Source organism: Rhizobium sp. BK212 (assembly GCF_014197475.1).
GTDB classification, from domain to species: Bacteria; Pseudomonadota; Alphaproteobacteria; order Rhizobiales; family Rhizobiaceae; genus Rhizobium; species Rhizobium anhuiense.
In genome coordinates, this window is sequence record NZ_JACIFS010000005.1 from 60,088 (window position 1) to 80,532 (window position 20,445).

19 protein-coding genes are annotated in these 20,445 nt (G+C 61.6%); 4 read left to right on the forward strand and 15 right to left on the reverse strand.

The features are described from left to right. Positions 1-33 precede the first annotated feature (33 nt). Together FHT79_RS17740 and FHT79_RS17745 are read left to right on the forward strand one after the other, a co-directional pair. Positions 34-702: a haloacid dehalogenase type II gene (locus FHT79_RS17740; RefSeq protein ID WP_183903821.1), complete on the forward strand. Its 669-nt coding sequence runs from the start codon at positions 34-36 to the stop codon at positions 700-702. Between the two features lie 13 nt (positions 703-715). Further along, entirely contained in the window at positions 716-1,990 is a 1,275-nt protein-coding gene (locus FHT79_RS17745; RefSeq protein ID WP_183903822.1) for an FAD-binding oxidoreductase, read from the forward strand. 88 nt (positions 1,991-2,078) lie between these two features. On the opposite strand, the gene FHT79_RS17750 is transcribed toward FHT79_RS17745, so the two are convergent. From FHT79_RS17750 to argE, 13 genes are all read right to left on the reverse strand, one after another. Next, positions 2,079-2,384, reverse strand: coding sequence for a DUF982 domain-containing protein (locus tag FHT79_RS17750; protein ID WP_063473502.1), 306 nt, complete (start codon positions 2,382-2,384; stop codon positions 2,079-2,081). Between the two features lie 83 nt (positions 2,385-2,467). Beyond that, positions 2,468-2,665 carry a hypothetical protein gene (locus tag FHT79_RS17755; protein ID WP_063473493.1) on the reverse strand — a complete coding sequence of 66 codons (198 nt, stop codon included), beginning with the start codon at positions 2,663-2,665 and terminating at the stop codon, positions 2,468-2,470. Beyond that, the gene (locus FHT79_RS17760) at positions 2,662-3,621 is read right to left on the reverse strand and encodes a ThiF family adenylyltransferase (protein ID WP_183903823.1); all 960 of its coding nucleotides are present in this window, start codon (positions 3,619-3,621) and stop codon (positions 2,662-2,664) included. The genes FHT79_RS17755 and FHT79_RS17760 overlap by 4 nt, the downstream gene beginning before the upstream one ends. Continuing rightward, on the reverse strand, positions 3,621-5,195 hold the full coding sequence (locus tag FHT79_RS17765) for an HEXXH motif-containing putative peptide modification protein (RefSeq protein WP_183903824.1): 1,575 nt from the start codon (positions 5,193-5,195) through the stop codon (positions 3,621-3,623). The genes FHT79_RS17760 and FHT79_RS17765 overlap by 1 nt, the downstream gene beginning before the upstream one ends. A 104-nt stretch (positions 5,196-5,299) precedes the next feature. Beyond that, entirely contained in the window at positions 5,300-6,994 is a 1,695-nt protein-coding gene (locus FHT79_RS17770; protein ID WP_028755629.1) for a S8 family serine peptidase, read from the reverse strand. A 33-nt stretch (positions 6,995-7,027) separates the two neighbouring features. After that, on the reverse strand, positions 7,028-8,059 hold the full coding sequence (locus tag FHT79_RS17775) for a phosphatase PAP2 family protein (protein ID WP_028755630.1): 1,032 nt from the start codon (positions 8,057-8,059) through the stop codon (positions 7,028-7,030). Positions 8,060-8,100: 41 nt separating this feature from the next. Next, a complete protein-coding gene (locus tag FHT79_RS17780) occupies positions 8,101-10,056 on the reverse strand; it encodes an SARP family transcriptional regulator (RefSeq protein WP_028755631.1) in 1,956 nt (651 codons plus the stop codon). Between the two features lie 224 nt (positions 10,057-10,280). Next, positions 10,281-11,738 (reverse strand): NAD-dependent succinate-semialdehyde dehydrogenase, encoded by a 1,458-nt coding sequence (locus FHT79_RS17785; RefSeq protein WP_183903825.1) that lies wholly within the window; start codon positions 11,736-11,738, stop codon positions 10,281-10,283. Positions 11,739-11,753: 15 nt separating this feature from the next. Next, positions 11,754-12,794 (reverse strand): tartrate dehydrogenase, encoded by a 1,041-nt coding sequence (locus FHT79_RS17790; protein WP_183903826.1) that lies wholly within the window; start codon positions 12,792-12,794, stop codon positions 11,754-11,756. A gap of 9 nt (positions 12,795-12,803) precedes the next feature. Beyond that, entirely contained in the window at positions 12,804-14,267 is a 1,464-nt protein-coding gene (locus FHT79_RS17795; protein WP_047619647.1) for an aldehyde dehydrogenase family protein, read from the reverse strand. 130 nt (positions 14,268-14,397) lie between these two features. Beyond that, complete coding sequence (locus tag FHT79_RS17800; RefSeq protein ID WP_183903827.1) at positions 14,398-14,751, reverse strand: cupin domain-containing protein; 354 nt, start codon at positions 14,749-14,751, stop codon at positions 14,398-14,400. A 25-nt stretch (positions 14,752-14,776) separates the two neighbouring features. Next, a complete protein-coding gene (locus FHT79_RS17805) occupies positions 14,777-15,700 on the reverse strand; it encodes a glyoxylate/hydroxypyruvate reductase A (RefSeq protein ID WP_183903828.1) in 924 nt (307 codons plus the stop codon). A gap of 25 nt (positions 15,701-15,725) precedes the next feature. Further along, the gene (argE, locus tag FHT79_RS17810; RefSeq protein WP_047619650.1) at positions 15,726-16,847 is read right to left on the reverse strand and encodes an acetylornithine deacetylase; all 1,122 of its coding nucleotides are present in this window, start codon (positions 16,845-16,847) and stop codon (positions 15,726-15,728) included. Positions 16,848-17,113: 266 nt separating this feature from the next. On the opposite strand from argE, the gene FHT79_RS17815 reads away from it, so the two are divergent. After that, a complete protein-coding gene (locus FHT79_RS17815) occupies positions 17,114-18,034 on the forward strand; it encodes a GNAT family N-acetyltransferase (RefSeq protein WP_183903972.1) in 921 nt (306 codons plus the stop codon). Between the two features lie 354 nt (positions 18,035-18,388). On the opposite strand, the gene FHT79_RS17820 is transcribed toward FHT79_RS17815, so the two are convergent. Then, positions 18,389-18,589 (reverse strand): hypothetical protein, encoded by a 201-nt coding sequence (locus tag FHT79_RS17820; RefSeq protein WP_183903829.1) that lies wholly within the window; start codon positions 18,587-18,589, stop codon positions 18,389-18,391. A 372-nt stretch (positions 18,590-18,961) separates the two neighbouring features. Next, entirely contained in the window at positions 18,962-19,273 is a 312-nt protein-coding gene (locus tag FHT79_RS17825) for a hypothetical protein (protein WP_028755640.1), read from the reverse strand. A gap of 259 nt (positions 19,274-19,532) precedes the next feature. On the opposite strand from FHT79_RS17825, the gene FHT79_RS17830 reads away from it, so the two are divergent. Next, positions 19,533-20,438 carry a LysR substrate-binding domain-containing protein gene (locus tag FHT79_RS17830; RefSeq protein ID WP_028757401.1) on the forward strand — a complete coding sequence of 302 codons (906 nt, stop codon included), beginning with the start codon at positions 19,533-19,535 and terminating at the stop codon, positions 20,436-20,438. The last annotated feature ends 7 nt before the right edge of the window (positions 20,439-20,445 follow it).

Below are 20,445 nucleotides of genomic sequence, written 5' to 3' on the forward strand. Positions count from 1 at the left end.
CGTCCCCAGTTCCGATCATTCAAGGATACGCAGATGACGACGTTTCGTCCGAAATACATCACCTTCGACTGCTACGGCACGCTGACCAACTTTCAGATGGCGGAAGCGGCCCGTGATCTCTACGGCGAAGAGCTCGACGAGCGGCGCATGGCGGAGTTCATCAAGAATTTCGCCGCCTATCGGCTCGACGAGATCCTGGGCGACTGGAAACCCTATGCCGAGGTGGTGCACAATTCACTCGAGCGGACATGCAAGCGCAATGGCGTGACCTTTCGCGATGAAGCGGCAAAGATGATCTATGAGCGGGTTCCGACCTGGAGGCCGCATCCGGACGTGCCGGCCGGGCTCGCCAAGGTCGCCAAGGAAATCCCTTTGGTGATCCTCTCCAACGCGATGAATTCGCAGATCATGTCGAACGTTGAAAAACTCGGCGCGCCCTTCCATGCGGTCTATACCGCCGAGCAGGCGCAGTCCTATAAGCCGCGCTTCAAGGGCTTTGAATATATGCTTGATATGCTCGGCTGCGGGCCGGAAGACGTGCTGCACTGCTCGTCCTCCTTCCGCTACGACCTGATGTCGGCCCACGATCTCGGCATCAAGAACAAGGTCTGGGTCAATCGCGGCCACGAGCCGGCCAATCCCTATTACGGCTATGTCGAAATTCCTGACATCTCGGGCCTGCCTGGCGTCGTCGGGCTCTGACGGAGGCACGCGGATGCAGTTCGAATCCTACTGGCACGACACGGCACCAGCCTTTGCCGGCGGCGCACAAGGCCCCGTCGAAGGACATTACGATGTCGCCGTCATCGGCGCCGGCTTTACCGGGCTTGCCGCGGCGCGCCAGCTTGCAAGGGCCGGCGTCAAGGTCGTGGTGCTGGAGGCCGCACGGGTCGGCTGGGGGGCATCGGGACGCAATGGTGGACACCTCAACAATGGGCTCGCCCACAGTTTCCTCTCCGCCAAGTCAGCACTCGGCGCGGAGCGAGCTGTCGCGCTTTACAGGGCACTCGACGATTCCATCGACACGATCGAGGCTGTTATCGCCGAGGAGGGGATCGACTGCAATTTCCGCCGCGCCGGCAAGCTGAAGCTTGCTTCCAAGCCGCAGCATTTCGATGCCATTGCCCGCAATTTCGAGGCTGTCCACAAAGAGGTCGATCAGGATACCGCACTTCTGACCGCCAATGAGCTGAAAAGCGAGGTCGGCTCGCCCTTCCATGGCGCCATGCTCTCGAAGAAGAGCGCGATGATGCATATGGGCCGCTATGTCGCCGGGCTCGCCACCGCCGCTGCCCGCCACGGCGCCACCATTTTCGAAAAGGCGGCGGTGACGGCACATCGGCAGGGCAACGGCCGCCACAGCCTTACGACTGCACGCGGCACCGTCACCGCCGACCACGTGCTGGTCGCGACAGGCGCCTATACGCCGTCGCTCTTCAGTTATTTCCGCCGCCGGATCGTTTCCGTCGGCAGCTTCCTGATTGCCACCCGTCCGCTGACCGACGCCGAAATTGCCGCGACGATGCCGGGCAACCGCACCTGCGTGACGTCGATGAACATCGGCAATTATTTCCGGTTGTCGCCGGACAATCGGCTGATCTTCGGCGGTCGCGCCCGCTTTTCCGCCACGTCGGATCAGCGATCGGACGCAAGGAGCGGCGATATTCTGCGCGCCAGCCTGGCTGAGATCTTTCCGCAGCTTGCCGGCGTCGAGATCGACTATTGCTGGGGCGGGCTCGTCGACATGACCAAGGACCGCTATCCGCGCGCCGGCTATGTCGACGGTGTCTGGTATGCCATGGGCTATTCCGGCCACGGCGCCCAACTCTCCACCCATCTCGGCATGATCATGGCCGACGCCATCCTCGGCAAGGCCGACCGTAACCCAATCAAGGGTCTCGACTGGCCTGCCGTTCCCGGTCACTTCGGCAAACCGTGGTTCCTGCCGCTGGTCGGGCTTTACTACAAGACGCTCGACCGCTTCCAGTAACGGGCCGGATCAGTCCGATTGCAGCCGCTGTTCCAACCGAAGCGGCGCGATGGGGCAGGATTGAGATAAGCACCTGCGCGGCGGTCAATTATCTGGCTTCGCTGACTGGATAGATCCTGAGAATCCCAAGGCGGTTATCAGTGGTGATCGCTGCAATACCGGCTTCATATGCGGCGCGGACGATTGCCTCATGCAATTTCTCGGGTTCGCTCTCTCCGGTAAGGACCTCCAAACAGATTCTCACCGCCGTGAGGAATTCCTCACCATCGTCGGTGGGCCATTCCTTCAGCAACAGTTGGGCAGCCTCGCGAGCGGTACGGATCACCCGGCGATCTTTCCCTTCGGCAAAAACAAGAATTATTGTTGGGAAGCTTCTCAACATATCGAATCTCATTGCGCCTGAACTCCGCGGGGCGGCCAGTGCCAATGCCGGGCCATGGTTTCGGACCGAGATCGACCACACATTCTCGTCAACCATCAGCTAGCCAGATTGGCTTTCAGCTCACGGGCTGCCGCCTCAAGGAGTCGCTTGAATTCTTCGGAGGTCACGCCATCGGCGCGCATCACCATGGCGATCAGTGGATCGCAAAGAGCTTCGGATATCGTCAGCTCATCGTTCTTTCCTGCGGTTGCGCCAACGGAGCAGCAATATCCCGACAAAGATAGTGTGTTCATGGACATACCTTGCATTCGGGGTGTTCGCAGCGAGAACGTAGCTCGGCCTGATTGCTTTTGAGGTCCAATATCCATCGGCGTCCCCGTGCGGCCGAGTGTCTCGAAAGGCATTCTTGGGCAACCCGCGACACGGCAAGGCCGGCGATAAATGCGTTCTCGGCAGCGGCCGGTGGAGCGAGAAAGCCGTCGTCGGTTGCGACCTGGGCGGCGCAATGGCAGACGGGACAGGCGTCCTCATGCACTGCGACCGAGGGACCTGCGATGCCATAGGCTTCGGAGCGGCCGACATGCAGATGGGGCGGCAGGCCGGCTTTCGATGCGTGGCAGGCCGTCAGGAACTCTTGGGCCGGATGAGAATCGTCGCCGGCAAGAACAACGAACGGATTGTGGGCGTAATCTGCGATCAATCGGAGCGCTGCGGCCCCTGCCGCAAATTCCGGCAAAGCGAAGACCTTGGCCGAGAAACACGCGGCCAGACAGGTCGCCAGCTTGTCCGTCTTCAACCGGCCGAGATCAGCTTCGCTCGCCCATGGGACATGGTTCAAGTTGTTCTCGTCGATACGATCCGCATCCACGAGAAAGAAATGGCGCGCGCCGTGGGCCGCAAGCTGGATGGCAATCTGCGAGCCCAAGCCGCCGCATCCGATAATCACGAAGTCGATTTCGCGAAAACCTGAGAAGTCGCGTTGACGATGGCGAAGAGGCGTGAGGAAGGCGTCGTCGTGATCCATTGCGGTGGAGACATATTCGTCCTCATCCGGCATATTGGAACCGTCCAAAGAGACGCCGAACGCAGGTCTTGTAACATTGGGGCTCCGTTCCTCGACAGGATCAGCACTATTGCCGATGAACAGAGCCCCTCTGCCGCCCCACCCCAGCCTATGGGTGAAGAAGTTCGGGAAATCGACGGGCGCGCTAGCGGCCGCCGGTAGTCGTTGAGACCGATAGTTGACCATCAGATCGCCTCCATCTCTCTGGGCGCGATCCCGCGGATCGTCGCGGCGTAGTGTCCGTAATCCTCGCCCATCGCGTGGTCGGGGGTCTTCGCAATCACGTGGAATTTGCCGTCATACCAGAGGCTGACATTGTCGCCGCTGTCATCGATCTCGCGCCGGCCCATCCGAGGATCGATCGGCTCCTTGCCGCGCAGCAGCATCTGTCCAATATCCCAGGCTTGCCGATCGAGAATGCGCTGGCGCTCGGCAAGATGCGCCTGGCGGTGCGCAATGGGCTCTTCGGCAAGCAACTGGCTCACGAGGAACAAGATCCGACTGCTCCAGAAAGGAATGGCGGCGATGTCTGGGAGGTCGAGGAGGACATCGCCGCCGAGACGTTCGATACCTTTCCGAGCGATATCGATGAGCGGGACTTGCCGTGCGGCATAGGCAATTATGAATGCCGTCTTCCCGGCGCAGCGCTCAGGATCCGTCTCGGTGGATAGGCATGCCATGCGCAAGGCGCATTCCCAGGGAATGGTGTAGGCCGTATGCAGGATGCTTTCGAACGTCTGTAGGTCCTTCTTGTATGGGGAAACATATTGGAACTCGCCAGGCAGGGATGCCGCCGCCGAGGTCGTATAAAACCCGAGCAGGATATTCCCCGCCTCATGAAGCAGTTGGGCCGCTGTCGCGGCATGATCGCCGGCGCGCAATCTCTCCCTGGAAAGGACGATGAGCGCGCTGCCCGGCAATTCGTTCGAACTCGAAAAGGAGCAGTGCGGTTCGCGCCGCACGCCAACGTAAAGCGTGTGCAGCCCGGCGATCAGACGTTGATGGCCGTACTCGTCCAAGTCCGCGATTAATGCGAAGGCCTTCTCCAGATGGTCGGCGATGCGATCCAATTCCGCATCGTCCGTGATCGCATAGCCGGGCCGGGGATAGTCCGGCATGCATTGGCGGAGGAGGGCTTGCATGATACGGCTTCGCGCTGGACTTTCGATGTGCACGAGGCCGATGCCGCAGGCGAGCCGGCACGCTGGCTGACGTTCGAGTTCAACATCCGATGCGATCAGATCCGGCTGCAGATAGCGGCCGACGACCTGCACATCGGGGCGGGCCGCCTGCCATTCCAGACTGCGCGCGATCCAGGCTGCAAGTACGGATGAACGGTAAGGGTCGGCGCCGACCGGTCCGGCAACTGCTGGCGGAAGCTCCGGCAGGCGAGTGTATCCGCCATCTGCAAGGTCGGGGAAATAACCTGACAATGCCTCTACTCCAGCCGAACAACCTGCGAGCTTCGAAGCCGCCGCAAGCGTGCGGCCATATTGGAGGCGTCGCTTCAAAAGGTTGCGTGTTGCCACACGCTGCAGGGAGACGGTACTTGCCATCAGGGGATTGCGCTTGAGCAGGCGGCGCGCCTCATCTGCCAACTCTTGTATGCGGGACGCGGACATCGGCAGCCTCCGTGAGTTTGTCTTCGGGCGCATCAAGGTTGCATCTCGGGCAAAAATGCCGGAGTTCGGGACGACTTCGTGCGACATCGGAACGTTGTGCGTCGTCGGTTGAGAGGCACTATTCCCCAAGGGCGTCATTCGCCCGCCAGTTCGGCGTTAAAAATCCGTAAAAACGACGTCAACAAAGAAAAAGCCTCCTCGATCGAGGAGGCTTAGAATTTTGGATAACGCATCCGTAGCGGTCAGATCGCCAGAGCCGCCTGTACCGCCGCCCGCGCATTCGGCAGGCCCGACCCGAAGAAATAGGCCGCGTCGAGAGCGTCCTCGCTTTCTGCATTCATGCAATCCGCCGTCAGTTTCCTCGTTCCGGGTGCGACAATGGCGTCCAGGCGCGACGCGGCTTTCAGAATGGACTTGACCTGAGGTCCCGAGAGGCGGTCACCGGGACTATGGCGGCTCTTGTAGGCCCGCTGAATCAGGGCGCATAGGCCCCCCACCTGCGCCGACGCGCCGGAGGTGCCCCCGAAGGTGGTGTAGTATCCGCCACCGATGCCCGGATTGGTTCCGAACGGCACGATCGCCGACCATGGATCGGAGCCGTGATCATAGCCGAAAATCCCCGACAGGTCCGTCGTCAGCAGCGAGAAGTGCGAATAGTAGTATTCCCGCGTTCGAAAGGCACTGTAGTCGTGCTGTGCGGCAAATGGCGAAAGCCGGTCGAGGCGTAACTGATGCCGGTTGAAGACCTCACCGTCGTCGGAGGGGGAGACAACCGTCAGTCCTTCGCCGTAATTGCTGTAGCCCGAACGGAAACCTTCGACGGTAACGGCCCCGACGGCGATGATGCCGTTGTCATCGGCGGCAAGACTTGCCGGATAGATCAGCTGGCTCTCGCCACTGTTTCCCGCGGCGCAGACGATCGGAATGTGCTTGCTGACGGCGAGGATGAGCTGTTTGAGGATATGCCACGGGCGATCGGGATTGGAGCCTATCTGCGCAGCCTTCGGCTCCAGTTCAGGCCCACCCTGGTCGGCGAAGGCAATGCGCGCGAAGAGATTGGCGGCATCCTGGTTTTTCCATATTTCCAGGTCGGCCTTCAGCTCGTTCTTTGGATCGACCACGCTGCGTTTCGGGTCAGGCAGACCGCGTGGCATGACGATCACGTCCACCTTCTGATGATAGGCATAGAGAAAGGCTGCGATGAACTGCCTGACATCGTCTTCGAAGGACGTCCTGATCGAGATGAGCCTTGAAAAGGGATCAACGCCGAAATAGGGGATGACGTTGCGATTGCCGCTCGTATGCAGCTCGTCACCATCACCGTAGAAGGCTCCTTCCGGCGGAAGGCTTGGCGTGCCTTCTTCTGCAACAACGGCGGGTTCGCCGACGATCAGCCCTGCGCAGCACGTACCATGCGATGCAAACAGCGATTCCGGATTGTAGAGCCGCCGGAGAACACCCTCCGACGCGGCATATTCCGCAACCAGGTCACTGAGATAGTCCCGGTCGTCATTCGAAAGGCCGATATTGCCGAGCGGAGTGATGTTGAGCCCCGCGAAGAAGGCATGCCGTTCCTCACGGTCAAAGGACGTGGTCGTATCGAGAATTTCGAGCACGCGCGCGCCGTAACGATGGGTCGTCAAATCGATTGACGCCTCCCGGTCAAGCCGGGTTGCCAGATTGGGATGATCCGGAGATACGCCGACATCGATCAGCGCGACCCGTGCGGGTCGCAGCGGGCCGACGGAAGCGATCGCATCCCAGACCGTGCCAGTGATGAGGGGATCGGGCAGCGCGCGTGCGGCGCTCGCATCGGGCGCTGGAGGCACCGGCGGAGCCGATCCGTATTCCGCGTCGACTACGCCAAGAGCAGTCAGGTGCCAGAGATAGTAGTAGTTGATCGGCGCGGGCTCAGGCATTTGTGTTTGATCCGTCATGGTTGTAATCCTGTTGAGCAGCAACTGGAGAATTCAGACCCATTCGTCGTGTACGGCCTGGAACAGTGGACCGAACGCGTCGTGGAGGTAGGGGGCGAAGCGTCGGGCGAGATCTCGTCCTGCCTGTGTGTCGCTCGGGTAGTGCAGGCCGGCCCATTCGCGATTTTCGGCAACGTTCTGGGCGATGCGGGCAAGCTCGTCGGTGGCCGGATGTTCCGGCAGGATCGTCGAGAACGCGAAGGCGATCGAAAAGCACTGGAACGAATGGTTGCTGGGATAGGACTCGTGGACCGGCACGGCCAGCAACGGTCGCAGCATGGGCTCAAACTGGTTTGGCCGCAGCCGGTTGAACTGGCTCTTGTAGATCAGTCCGACATATTCGCAGGCCGTCAGGATCGCCTGGAAAAGGCCCTCCGTCTGCTCGAAGCCGCCGAGATCCTCGATATGCAATGCGCGGGTGAATTCTCCCACGGAGATCGTCGACTCGATTTGGATGTCGGGCAGGCGCCGCACGCGTTCGCGGTCGCGGCGTTGCATGGAGAGGAGCACCGTCGTTTCGAGGCGGGTATAATCCGGGCCGGGCGGCGGAAGTATATCCAGCATTTCCCAGGTGAAGCGCCGCGCCGCGCTATAGGCGTTGCGTGACGGCTGCTGGTGTAGCCTGCGCAGCTCGAAGGAGGGGATAAGCTGCGACACGCCGAGGCTGGCGCCATCCATCGTCGACTTGTTTTTATTCTTATTTTTATTCTTGTTTTTGTTCTTGTTTTTGTTCAGCGACGCCTTGTTGAGCACCGACTTGTTCGCCACGCTCTTGTTGAGGACCGAGGCTGCGGCCATCGTCGCCATCATAGGCGCGGCCAGAGACGATGCATCTTCATCCGTGCCGGAAAGCGCAGGTTCGGAGGCTGCATCAGGTGCAGCTTCCGACGCACCGGTGAGAGGATCAGCACCTGCATTGTCCCTGGGTTCGCATGGAAGGACCGTATCCGGTTCAATCCTGAATTTATAATTGTTTAGAAATGAGACGATTCTTGATTGCGATTCGTGGGCGGTGTCCGCTTCCATTGCAGCCTCCTTGCGCGATGATGTGAAGAATTGTCCGGGGTTCAGCGCAGCTTGGCGCCGGCCTTGAGAAGGCCGTCGATCAAGATCTGGCCGCCGCCTGTGTCGAGCAGCGGATAGCCGCTGCCGCGGAAGGCGTTGATAGAGAAGCCGCCCTCGACCGCCTCAAGACGCTGCAGGTAATGCCGCGCGCCGACGAGATCGTTGGAATGGGCATGACTGGAGGCAAGATAGCGCAGCAGACTGTTGAAGTTCGGTCGTGTCCGCAGGGCTTCTTCGCCCGCAGCTATGGCTGCGCCATGATCGCCGGCAAGCGCTGCCGCAATGCATTTGGTCGTATCGAAGTAATATTTATGCGGGCTGTAGACGCCGAGCTCTTGTACCCAACGCGCCATGGCCACTGCCTTGTCGGGCTGGCCTGCATAGCAGTGCAGCATCGCGTAGAGGTCCCAACTGAGCGGCAGGGCCGGATTCAGGCGGATCGATTTTTCGAACAGGTTGGCTGCATAGTCGTATTCGCCGAACAGGAACGAATGGACGTGGCCGACGAGCGCAAGCGACACGGAATTCTGCGGATCGAGTTCCAGCGCCTTGCGTGCATAGGCCTGGGCTTCCTCGATCAGATGAGCATCCAATGCGTTGAAACGTTGGCCGACCTGGAAAGTCCGAATGAAGGACAGCCAGGCAAAAGTCGATGATCGCGGCTGATACTGGATCTGTTCTTCCAGGCGCCGTTCCGCATTATCGAGGTCGCCGCGCGAAAGCCGAAAGATGGCATTGACGGCGTCGATCAGGAGACCGTCTTGTGACAATCGGCTGTCGGTTGCCTGCATCTCCTGGAAATAGGCCAACTGATCGACGGCCTGGCTGATCAGCGCAGCGGCGATGCCGAATTCGCCCCGCTCGAACTGCGTGCGGTTGATTGCCTGACTGCCCAGCCAATGAATACGGTTGTTGATCAGGTGCTTCATCACCAGTTCGATCAGCACCATGTCACCATCAAACGTCAGGCGAAGCTGTAGGCATATGGGAAGGCTGATCTGCTGTTCGCTCTCTTCAATATTCGGCAAGGTGAAGGAGAGGTCGGTGACGCCAAATCCCAGCCCATCGATGATGGCTTTTGCAATGAGGTTCTGGAACCGTGTCGCAGCAATTTGTCCGCCCTCTCCGGCACCCACCACGATGGGGGACAGAAGCGCCATCATCCATTGCCACTCACCGCCAACCCGCCGCCCATTTGGGCCGCTGCTGGCGATATCCACGGGTTTGCCTGTTCTCGACGTATCCGGGGCGCCTGTTAACGGCAGCAGCGCGGAATGTTTGGCGACATCGCGGCTCGGCTGCTGTCGCGGCTCAAATACATCGTGGACTTGTCCTTCATCGAGACGGCGATACCAGTTTTGCCGTTCCAGCGCCAACCAGTCCTCGAATTCGGGATCGCGGATGTCGATACCTTCGAGCAATTCGTCGGTGACTTGATCCGGAGACCGCTCCGTCTGAACCACCAAGTCGGTATCGAGCACGAGTCGGTCCGTATCCAGCCAAACCGTATTCTTATCCGCAATCAAGAGATCACGTGCCGACCCCAGACTCTTGTGAATGTCCAAAAGCGCCTGGCGTAGACTGGCTGCTGCCTGGTCATCGGAGCGATCGCTCCATAACTTATCCCTAAGCCAGATTCTCGAGCGCGAGCCCCGGGCGGACAATGCAAGCATCGCCAGAAGAGCCTGTGCCTTTTTGGATTTCGGAGTAACCGAGCGCCCCCCGGCGTCCACAAGGGCAAAAGGCCCGAGCAGGAACATCCGAAACGGATCGTGCTCCTTGTTCATGCGATCCACCGGCCCCGCCCCCGTTGCCTCCGAAACGCTCGTTCGGCGGCCGGAAAACCTAGCATCCGGGGACCAGTCTGCCACAACTACGGCGTCTGGCAAGCAACCGGAAAGGGAAACCGGGATTGCGAAATGTAAATCTATGCTGTGACGATGATCGAATTGAAGCATAACCGGCTGAAATCCCTCTGCGTAACTTCGCAAATCGGCCGTAGCACCCTGCCGTCAAAGCAGCGTCAAAGAAATGTTGTCTAGGCACCGTAATTTGCAGCCATCCGCCAAAGGTTGCGGAGTGTTCAAAACGACTTGTCGGCGTTGCTCCAGCAGGAGGATCGACCGTCGCTCCGATCATCCAGCGCCGGGATCATGTCCCGGCGCCCTTTGCGTTCTGTCGGTCAGGCGAGGCCGCCGATGTGGAAGCTCTTCATTTCCAGATATTCATCGATGCCGCATTGGGCGCCTTCACGACCGAGGCCGGACTGCTTGACGCCGCCGAAGGGGGCAACCTCGGTGGAAATCGCCCCGGTGTTCAGGCCGAGCATCCCGAATTCCAGCGCTTCGGCGACACGCCAGGAGCGTTTCAGGCTCTCGGTGTAGAAATAGGCCGCAAGGCCGAAGGGCGTGGCGTTGGCGATGCCGATCGCCTCTTCCTCAGTGTCGAAACGGAAAAGCGGGGCAACGGGTCCGAAGGTCTCTTCGCTGGCAAGCTGCATGTCGGTGGTCGCACCGCCGAGCACCATCGGCACGGCATATTGATCGCCTTCAGGCACGAAACCTGCGGTGGCGAGGATCCTCGCTCCCTTGCCCACCGCATCGTCGACATGACGCTTGATCTTCTCGATCGCCGACTTGTTGATCATCGGGCCGATATCCGTGCCGGCCTCCGTGCCGGCCCCGACCTTCATGGCCGATACGCGTGCGGAAAGCTTGGCGGCAAAGGTCTCGTAGACACCGGACTGGACGAGAAGGCGGTTGGCGCAGACGCAAGTCTGCCCGCCATTGCGGAATTTCGATGCGATCGCGCCTTCCACGGCAAGATCGAGATCGGCGTCGTCGAAGACGATGAAGGGCGCATTGCCACCGAGTTCGAGGCTGAGCCGCTTGACGCTGTCGGCTGCGCCGCGCATCAGCAGCGAGCCGACGCGGGTCGAGCCGGTGAAAGAGATCTTGCGGACGGTCTCGTTCGCCATCAACTCGTCGCCGATCCGGGTGGGCAGGCCGGTGACGATATTGATCACGCCCTTCGGGATGCCGGCGCGCTCGGCCAGGACGCCGAGCGCCAGGGCCGAATAAGGGGTCAGGTCCGATGGCTTGATGACGACGGTGCAGCCTGCGGCGAGTGCAGGCCCGACCTTGCGAGTGATCATCGCATTCGGAAAATTCCACGGCGTGATGATCGCCGACACGCCCACCGGCTCCTTCAGAACGACGATCCGCCGGTCCGCCGTCGGCGAGGGAATGGTCGTTCCGCCGATGCGGCGCGCCTCCTCGGAAAACCATTTGATGAACGAGGCGCCGTAGCGGATTTCGCCGCGCGCCTCCGTCAGCGGCTTGCCCTGCTCACGGGTGAGGATCAGCGCCAGATCCTCGATATTGTCGAGCATCAGATCGTGCCAGGCTTCCAGCAATGCTGCGCGCTCGGCATTGGTCTTTGCCCGCCATGGACCGAAGGCCCTTTCCGCCGCGGCGATTGCCGCCCTGGTATCGGCTCCGTCCATGTCGGGCACCGTGCCCAGCACATGCTGCGTCGCCGGGTCGATCACTTCGATCGTATTCCCGGCTGCGGCCCCACGCCATTCTCCGTCGATCAGCCCTTGCTGGCGAAGCAGGCTGCTATCCCTTAATCCGTTCATTCTGTTCTCCATTGATCAGTCAAGTGCCGAAAGCACCGATGCGGTGATCGCGTCGGTCTTGTCCTTGCCGGGAATGGCGCCGATGCCGCGTGCGGTCGTCGCCTCGATTGATGCCATCACCTTTGCGGCGGCAGCCGTTTCTCCCAAATGCTCCAGCATCATCGCGCCCGACCAGATGGCGGCGATCGGATTGGCGATGCCGAGATGGGCGATATCGGGGGCGGAGCCGTGGACTGGTTCGAACATCGATGGCGCCGAGCGATCGGGATTGATATTGGCGGAGGCTGCAAAGCCGAGCCCGCCTTGGATGGCGGCGCCGAGATCGGTCAGGATATCGCCGAACAGGTTGGAGGCGACCACGACGTCGAGACTCTCGGGCGCCATGACCATGCGGGCGGCCATGGCGTCGATATGGTAGCTGGTCACGTCGACGTCGGGATATTCGGCAGAAAGCTGCTGGGTGATCTCGTCCCAGAAGACCATCGAATATTTCTGGGCGTTGGACTTGGTCACCGAGGCAAGCTTGCCGCTGCGCGCACGCGCTTGCTCAAAGCCGAAACGCAGGATGCGCTCGACCCCCTTGCGGGTGAAGATCGAGGTCTCCACAGCCACCTCGCTGTCGGTGCCCTGGTGGACGCGGCCGCCGGCGCCGGAATATTCGCCCTCGGTGTTTTCACGAATGCAGAGGATGTCGAAACCGTCGGACCGCAACGGTCCCTGCACGCCGGGCAGCAGCCGGTGCGGGCGGATATTGGCATATTGCACGAAAGCCTTGCGGATCGGCAGAAGCCCGTGCAGCGAGACGGAATCTGGCACCTTGTGGGGCCAGCCGACAGCGCCGAGCAGGATGGCATCGAAGGACCGGAGCGTTTCGATGCCGTCGGCGGGCATCATGCTGCCGTTCTCCAGATAGTAGTCGCAGGACCAGGGATAGCTGGTTGCATCGAGAGAAAATCCGTTCAGGCGAGCTGCCTTTTCGAGCACGGCCCAGGCTGCTGCCGTCACGTCACGGCCGATGCCGTCTCCGGGCAGAAGGGCGATCTTGTAGGTCTTCATCGCAGGTCCTCACAGGCTGATGAGCACACTCTTGCTCTTGCGGTTGGCGAGATAGGCGTCGCGGCCGAGATCCTTGCCGATACCGGACTGCTTGTAGCCGCCGGTCGGCAGGATATGGTCGCGCGAGCGGCCGTAGCGGTTGACCCAGACGGTGCCGGCCTGCAGGCGGCGCGTTACGCGGATGGCGCGCGACAGATCCCGGGTGAAGAGGCCGGCGGCGAGCCCGTAAGCCGGATGGTCGGCGAGGCTCAGCGCCTCCTCCTCGTCCTCGAAAGTCTGCATGGTCAGCACCGGTCCGAAGATTTCCTCAAGAACCGCCGGCGACGTTGCCGTCACGCCAGACATCAGCGTCGGCGCGTAGAAATAGCCTTCGCGGTCGAGGCGGCGGCCACCGGTGAGGCACTCGGCCCCGCCGTCGATCGCGGCGCGGATGATACCGTCCATGCGGGCGATCTGGCGTTCGGAGATGACGGGCGAATAATCGGTCGCTTCATCCCAGGTGGGGCCGGGGCGGATGGCCGCCAGCCTCTCGACAAGTGCGGCCGCGAGCGCGTCCGCCACCTTCGCCTCGACGATCAGGCGGGAACCGCAGACGCAGGCCTGACCGGCGTTGGAAAGAATGCTGCCGGCGATTGCGCCCGCAGCAAGCTCGAGATCGGCATCGGCAAAGACCAACTGCGGACTTTTGCCGCCAAGTTCGAGCGTCATCGGCTTGACGCCGGTGCGAGCGATATTGGTCATGATCGCCGAGCCGGCCGCAGTCGAGCCGGTAAAGCTGACCTTGGCGATGCCGGGATGTCCGGTGATCGCATTTCCGGTGGTCGGGCCGTCACCGAGCACGATGTTGACGAGACCGGCCGGCAGACCGGCCCGCACCGAAAGTTCGGCGAGATAGAGTGTCGAGAACGGCGTCATCTCCGATGGTTTCAACACCACCGCATTGCCCGCCGCCAGCGCCGGGCCGAGCTTCCAGCCCGCCATGGACAGGGGAAAATTCCAGGGCGTGATGGCGCCGACGACACCGTAGGGTTCGGTCATGATCATGCCGAAATTGGTATCGTCGGTCGGAACGAGGTCGCCGCCTTCCTTGTCGGCGAATTCGGCAAAGAAACGGATCTGCTCGGCAGTGACGGCGATGTCGCCGGCGACGAGATGACCGATGGGCCGTGTCGACGAGAGCGCTTCAAGCCTGGCGAGGGTCTCTGCCTCCGCCTCGATCAGATCCGCCCAGCGCTGCAACGCCACGGTGCGCTCGCGCGGCCGCACGCCGCCCCAGTTGCTCGTCCTCAACGCCTTCTTGGCGGTTTCGACAGCGTGGTCGACAACTGCTGCGTCAGCCAGCGGGCAGCCCGCATAGGCCTTGCCGTCGGAGGGACGATGCATGTCGATCACGGCTTCGGCCGGAATCAGCCGGCCGCCGATGAAATGCCCGACGGGCAGGGAAATCGTGTTCGGATCGAAGCTGAGTGTCATCGCATGTCCTCGGGGTGGGCTGAGGCAAGCCTAACCGGGGAAAGCGAGCAGCATTCATCGACCGGCGACGCCGCAGCGGCGAAAAATTGCGTTTTCGCCGCTGCGGCCAGTCAAATCTACGGCGTTGGCATTACGACACGGTCACGTAGATTTTGCGCACCGTCTCGATCGTCTTCCAGACGCCGACGAAGCCGGGCTTCATGACGAAGCTGTCGCCGGCTCTGTAGACCACCGGTTCGCCACCTTCCGGGGTGATCTCGATCAGGCCGGAAAGGATATGGCAGAACTCGAACGTCTCCCCCTTGATCGAGCGCGTCTCGCCGGGGGTGGTTTCCCACACGCCGCTATGAACCGTCTCGCCGCGGGCGACGTCCTGCGCCCAGGTCTTGAAGGCCGGGTTACCGGAGATCAGCCGTTCGGGCAGCGGGCCGGACTCGCGCGGCGTGGAGGTCGGGTTGGTGTCGATCGTCTTGAGAAGGGACATGATTTTGCTTTCCTGGGTTAAGAATTCAGTAGCCGCGGCTGCGATCGATCAGTCCGATCGGGTCGAGGCCCGCCTGATAGCGTTTGATGTTGCCGATCACGGCTGCTGCGGCGGTTTCAGCTTGGGTGACGCTCGCAATGTGCGGCGTCAGCAGGATCTTCGGGTGGCTCCAGAAGGCGTGGTCCGCGGGAAGCGGCTCCGGCTCGGTGACGTCGATAACGGCGCCGGAAAGATGCCCGGCGTCGAGTGCGGCGACGAGTGCCCGATGGTCGAGCTGAGCGCCGCGACCGGCATGGACGAGCGCCGCACCAGCCGGCATCCTGGCGAAGAGGCCGGCATTCAGGAAGCCGCGCGTCTCGTCCGTCAGCGGTAGCAGGCAGACAAGAATATCGGTGGTATCAAGCAGAGTATCGAGGCCGTCCCGACCGCTCAGGCATCGGATGCCGTCGATCTCGCGCGGGCTGCGGCTCCAGCCCGAAAGTGGAAAGCCGAAGGGTAGCAAGCGTTCGAGCACGGCGGTTCCGAGCATGCCGAGCCCGAGCACGCCGATGCGGCGGTTCGAGGCCTGCACCGGCGCGACCGCCTGCCAGGTCCGGCGCCGCTGCTGGTCGAGATAGGTCGGCAGGTCGCGATGGAGCGCAAGTACGGAAAGCGTCACATATTCCTGCATCATCCTGATTATGCCGTCCTCGACCATGCGCACCACCTTCACCCACGTAGGCACGGCATCGATGCGGAACTGGTCGATCCCGGCACCAATCGAAAAGAGGATTTCGAGATTGCGGTAGCGCGCGAGATCATCCGGCAGGGTCCAGGTGATGAGATAGCGCACGGCCTCGGCTTCGACCGACTTGGGATCCATGGAGAAGGCGATGTCCGGCAGTTCGCGCGCGAAGGCTTCGGCGAAGATGGCGCCGCGCTTCGCGTCCGAATTGAAGAGAAAGGTCATTGCGTCGGCTCCTTGATCTCGTGCTTCAGGCGCAGCGGCGACCGAGCGCCTCGACCATCGCCTGGCAGGCGAGCAGTTCACCAGCACGGATGAATTCATCCGGCTTGTGGGCGCGGCCGATGTCGCCCGGTCCGCAGATGATCGCATCGATGCCGGCGCGCTGGAAAAGCCCGGCCTCCGTGCCGTAGCTGACGGCGGCGAGCGGCTCGATGCCGGTCAGTTCGCCAAGCAGCGCCGCAAGCGGCGCGTCGGCGGCAAGCGACAACGCCGGATAGGCGCTGAGTTCGCGCCATTCTACTTGGAAACCACGCTGCGACAGCGTCTCGGCCGATGCTCGCAACGGCGCTAGCAGCGTTGCCGGATCGACGCCGGAAATGGCCCGCGCTTCGAACTCGGCCTCGCAAATGTCGGGAATGATATTGACCGCCTGGCCGCCCTTCAGCGTGCCGACCTGAAGGGAGGAGTAGGGCGGTTCGAAAACATCTTCGAACGGCCCGGAGGTCAGCCGGTCGGCTTCGGCGCTGGCGTAAACCAAAACGCTGGTGATGGCATGGATCGCATTCAGCCCCTGATCCGGGCGCGAGGAGTGGCCTGCCCGGCCTCTGACCGTCAGCCGGGCGGCGGCCTTGCCCTTATGGGCGCGGATTGCCCGCATGCCGCTCGGCTCGCCGATGATCGCTCCAAGCGGAGTTGCGCAGAGCTCCGGCAGGCGGGCGATCATATGCGGCGCGCCGCGGCAGCCGGCCTCCTCGTCATACGAAAAGGCAAGGTGGATGGGCCGGCGAAGCGGCATGGCCGCAAACGCCGGGACGGCGGCGAGCACGGCGGCCAGGAAGCCCTTCATGTCGGTGGCGCCGCGACCGTAGAAGCGGTCCGCTTCGGCCCGCAGGCGGAACGGATCGCTGGTCCAGCCGCCTTCGGCGGCGGGGACCACGTCCATATGGCCCGAGAGGATATAGCCCGGCGTTTCCTTCGGGCCGATCGTGGCGAAGAGGTTCGACCGGTCGCCCTCCGGACCGGGAAGCTCCGTGACAACAACGCCGTGGCTTTGCAGGTAGTGCCGGATCCATGCGACGATCTCGGTGTTCGGCGTGCCGACGACCGAGGGAAAGCCGACGAGCCTTTCGAGAATTTCAATTGCCTGCATGGGATTCTTCACAGCGCGGCGGGATTTTTGGGGTGCTTGTAACTGGGCTGACGGGAGGCGACATTCCGGGTCCTCACGGTGAACGGCGATTGGCGGCCGATCCGGGCCTGGTCAATGACTTTAAAGGCAGGCGCAGGCGTTATTTGCCGAATGCGCATCGGGATTTGGTCGATTGTTGTGTTTGCGCGCGCTTCCCCAGTGAATTGTATCGAACGATCTGTTCTAGTCTGGTCACAGAAGTTTCCGAGCGCAGGCTGGGCGAGACAATGCGGCAGGAGGGCCGGGTGAGTGAACTGACATCCGAATCCAGGATCGTCGACAGTTTCGAGATGCGCCTTGTCGGGATCGACAGCGTCGATCTCGACAAACTGCACGCGCTTTCGATGACCGTCGCCTGGCCGCATCGCGCCGAAGACTGGCAATTCATGCGTGAGTTCGGCGAGGGCGTCGTGGCGATCGATGAAATCGGCCGCATTCTCGGCTCCGCGATGTGGTTTCCCTATGATGCGCAATTTGCCACGGTCGGTATGGTCATCACCTCGCCGCGCCTGCAAACCAACGGTGCCGGGCAATGGCTGATGGGCCACGTGCTGGATCAGGTCGCCGGGCGCCACCTAGGGCTGAACGCGACGCGTGCCGCGCGACGTCTCTATCGTTCCCTGAATTTCATTCGGGAGGCATCTGTCTTTCAATGCCAGGGCGAAGCGATATCGCCGCCGGATGTGGAGCCGCCGCCCGGCGCCGTGATACGGGCAGTCGAGGCTGGAGATCTGGACGCGATTGCGCAATTGGATTGCGTGGCCTTCGGCACGGAACGCAAGCTGCTCCTGGCCCGGCTCATGGCTAATTCCAAGGGTATCGTGTTGAGCCGCGCCGGCAGGATCGAGGCCTTCTCGCTTTGCCGGCGGTTCGGGCGCGGCCATGTCATCGGTCCGGTCGTGGCGGGCAACGATGCGGACGCGATCGCCGTCATCCGTCCGCACGCAGGCGAGCATAGGGGGACGTTCCTGCGCCTCGACACACGCGAAAAGGGCGGAACGTTTTCCGATTTCCTCTCCCGCTGCGGTCTTTCGGTCTACGACATCGTCACGACCATGTCGTTCGGTGGCCCATGGCTCCCGCATCCGGAGCGTCAGGCAGCGCATGCGCCGAAAACCTATGCGCTCGTCAGCCAGGCGCTCGGGTGATTTAGAGCCTTTCCGGTTTAGATTGCAGCATTCTGTTGGCTCAAACGGAGTCCGATGGTCGACCGGCCGGCGCGCGTCGTCGCCCAGTTCTACGGCCAAGCCGGCCGGTCGATCAGCCGGCCCGTTTCAGCCAACCCTCCCGCAGATTTGCCTTGCAAATCTGCAAGACTTTAGAATCGCCGGACGCACTTATCGCTTCGCCACGGCGAGGCGGTGCGGCCGATGGGCCCGGCATCTTTCCGTCAGGGCAAAGGCGATCGGCTCGGGCGTACCTCGGGGTACTCCCGAGCCGATCGCCTTTGCCCTGACGAAAACCTGCTCCGGCAGAATGCTGCAATCTAACCCGGAAAGGCTCTAAGCGCCGGGACAGACGGGCATGTCGGTCAGAGCCTGCCGGCGTTCGAATTCCGGCCGGAACGAACGATATTGCCAGAGACCCTCTGGGCCTTGCCTCCGGTACACGGTTTCGAGCCAGAATATCGTATCGTCGATCGGCAAGACGGGATGCCACGCATACCATTCCGACCAAATTTTTCCTGCCGGATCGCTGTCCATGATCGCCGCTCGCCTCCTCACCGACGCAATTCGAACATCCTCACGGCACGGGAGCCGCTGGTCTCGATTTCCTGGAGTCGAGATCGACACCGATCGTGAGAGGTCTGATTTCTGCTTCCTGCGATCCCAGCGTGCCCCGGAAAATGTTCTATGATGGAGAATAACAGTGAGGAAATATTCTTCAATAGAGATCATTTTCCCGTATTGCGCGAAGTCTTCCTTATCGCCCGTCGGGAGATGTTTCAGGTTGCAGGATGTGGCTGCGTTGACGAATGATTTTCGTCGATGGATGCAAGCTCGATTGGGCGTCGACACCGGCGATGAGTCGCCGTGTTCCGTGACCCCTGATCTGTTTGGGTGATGGTTGGATGCTCAGCCGATCGAACGCAGCCCGAGATAGGCCGCCAGACTGACGGCGGAAAGGGCGATCGTCAGCTTGGGTCTCGCGTCGTCAAACATTGCGGCCAGTAAAAGGCCGAGCATCAGAATGACGGATTTTGCCCAAAGATCCTGGTCGGAGACGGTGAAAGCGATCGCTGCCAGAAAGACGGCACTTGCGACGACTGTCACAGGGGCGGACTTCTCGGCGAGATCGCCGCCGGCGAAATACGGCAGCAGAAAACGCCGCATGCTCAAGCCTGAAGCGACGCTCAGAAGAAGACAGGTCAAGACAAGGTGCAACATGAGGTCGTCGCCGATCGATCTGCAGATAGGTTTGCGGATGCAAACCGTGTGCCAAGCTCAAACCCTCAAAACGTCGTCCGACAGAGGCAATGTCGTAGGTTGCATGGCTATTTCCGCGGCGACCCGACCCTTTTTTCGGCAATCGCCTGCCTGCCGGCTTGCGTTTTTTTGTCCGGTGCCGAAACCGGCTTGAGCAATGTCGATGATTTTTATATAGAGAATTATCTCTAGCCTTAATTCCGAAAACGAGATCTTTTCATTGGACCTTTCGTCGATCGACATATTCCTCGCCGTCGCCAGCGACCGCAGCGTTACCAAGGCCGCCAAGGCTGTGGGGCGGGTGCCGTCGAACGTGACGACGCGCATCCAGCAATTGGAGGAGGACCTCGGCGTTTCCCTCTTCAGCCGCGATGGCAAGAAGATGACCCTGACGCGGGAGGGCGAGACGTTTCTTTCCTATGCCAACCGGCTCAAGGCGCTGGCGCTGGAAGCGCGCCAGGCTGTGCGGCCTCTCGCCCCATCGGGGACGTTGCGGGTCGGCACCATGGAGAGCACGGCGGCAAGCAGGCTGCCGGCGGCACTGACGCAATTCAACCAGATGTGGCCCGATGTATCGCTGCATCTGACGATGGGGGCGTCCCGCGATCTGACCCGCGATGTTCTCTCCGATGTGCTCGATTGCGCGCTGATTGCCCGCCTGCCGAAGGCGATGCGTGAGGAAGACTCGGGCTTCGATGCCGAACTCAAGGCCCTGGAAATGGAGCCGGTCTTTGTCGAGGACCTGTTGATCGTACTGCCGTCCGGCCATCCCGCCATCAAATCCGCCGCCGACCTGCGTGTCGGGGCGCTCGCCGCTTTGGAGCCCGGCTGCACCTATCGCCGGATCGCCGAAAACTGGGTGCGCAAATCGAGCGCCCTGCCGACCAGCGAGCTCGGCTCCTACCACGCGATTCTGGCAAGCGTTGCGACCGGCAATACGGCCGGCGTCATGCCGAGATCCGTTCTCGATCTGATGCACTGGCCGACGTCTGCCCAGACTTACCAGCTGGGACCTGTCGAGACGCTGCTCGTCTACCGCAGGAATGACCGCCCGAGCGCGTTCAATGCGTTCCACGAAGTGCTCAGCGCGACAAAGGGCAGAGATATCAGACTGGCAGCAAACTAACTCGCAC